Source organism: Microcystis sp. LE19-10.1B, assembly GCF_027530565.1.
Classification (GTDB): domain Bacteria; phylum Cyanobacteriota; class Cyanobacteriia; order Cyanobacteriales; family Microcystaceae; genus Microcystis; species Microcystis aeruginosa.
Window position 1 is genome coordinate 1 of sequence record NZ_JAPZQM010000250.1, and the last position, 1331, is coordinate 1331.

General features: G+C 36.1%; 2 protein-coding genes and 1 pseudogene. All 3 read left to right on the forward strand.

What is annotated here, in order from left to right; genetic code table 11:
• Positions 1–134 precede the first annotated feature (134 nt).
• Positions 135–263 (forward strand): annotated as a pseudogene (locus O9332_RS09050) (IS630 family transposase); the annotation flags it as partial.
• 18 nt (positions 264–281) lie between these two features.
• Positions 282–497, forward strand: coding sequence for a hypothetical protein (locus O9332_RS09055; RefSeq protein WP_288025022.1), 216 nt, complete (start codon positions 282–284; stop codon positions 495–497).
• A 176-nt stretch (positions 498–673) separates the two neighbouring features.
• Positions 674–964 carry a helix-turn-helix domain-containing protein gene (locus O9332_RS09060; protein WP_288025019.1) on the forward strand — a complete coding sequence of 97 codons (291 nt, stop codon included), beginning with the start codon at positions 674–676 and terminating at the stop codon, positions 962–964.
• The last annotated feature ends 367 nt before the right edge of the window (positions 965–1331 follow it).

Here is a 1331-nt window from a genome sequence, read left to right on the forward strand (position 1 = left end):
GCAAATAGGTGCAAGAATGAAAATTGTGGGAGCACAATGGAAAGCAGAGAATGTTCCTCAGTATTTGAAGCTACGTTGTGCTTATCTCAACGGCGATATTGCCTGAGTATTTTTACTCATTGCAAAACTGGGATGCTCCCAAAGAATTTATCGCTCATCGACTTTTTAAATCAGTTGAAGAATTAGAATCTCTTTTACATCAACTTTTAAATGAAGGAGGTTTAATTATTAAGTGGGATCGCAAGTTGAAAAACAAGGGTAATTCTGTTAGGTTCTTCGGTTTGTCTTATGCAACGTACAGGATTATAAGGAATGAAACTCTTATAGAGAAAGACATTTGGCGATTTTTGTCAATTGTTTTTGATCTAGAGCGAACTAATCAATTAAGTCTCTTGCCAGATAAGGATTTAGTCGATTTATGCTCCCCTATCGAACCATACCAAGTAACGAAGAGCCTTCTGTTAACGCAATTTAAATTACGAACAGCTTACCTCTGATCGTCATTTTGAACAAGCAGGATTTACTAAATTATTGTAAGATTGCATTATATAAAATTTGTTTATGTAACAAAATACATCAGCCAAACTTTTAAATGATTAGAAATCAAAGATCCTAAATGAACTATCAAAAAATCGAGGACATCTTTAACAAAAGAAATTAACTAAAAATAAATATGCCTAAAACCACAGATGCCCTAAAAATCATTCATCAAATCATCGCAGACGATCCCACAATACAAGAACAAATCGCCCTAGAATCCATCAACGCAGAAATCGCACAACTGATTTATGACTCTCGTACAAAAGCTGGATTAACCCAACAACAACTAGCCGACCTAATCCATGTTGAAAAATCCGTTATTGAAGATCTAGAAGACGCTGACTATCAAGACAATCCCCTAATAATGCTGCAAAAAATCGCCACCGCACTCAATCAAAAAGTCAAAATGAGCCTTGTTAGCTAATCTGTTGAAAGCATTCGTTATCAAATTCTGATCCATCATCAAAAAATTGCCAATGAGGAACAAAAAAAATCCCCCGATGAAAACTTAATTAATTACTGAAAAAGAGAAATTAAAGGTTGAGAAAAAAGTTTATCTAGAGCAGAAAAGCGATTAAACAGAGGAAAATAAGCGATGATTTCAAACATTGAAAAACCCTTAAAAGTCAACCCCACCTTAGCCACCTTATTAAGTAGGGAGGCACAATTATTTGTAGGATGGGTTAGCGGTAGCGTAACATAATCGGGCGTTGGGTTTCATGCTTCAACCCAACCTTGTATATTGAGAGAGGTGGTAGACCGTCCCAACCTTGGTCGGAAAAGACCGCTTC

What these genes read in the sequence shown, in the direction of transcription:
- O9332_RS09060 (WP_288025019.1), top strand. Translation starts at nt 674, where the DNA reads ATGCCTAAAACCACAGATGCCCTAAAAATCATTCATCAAATCATCGCA.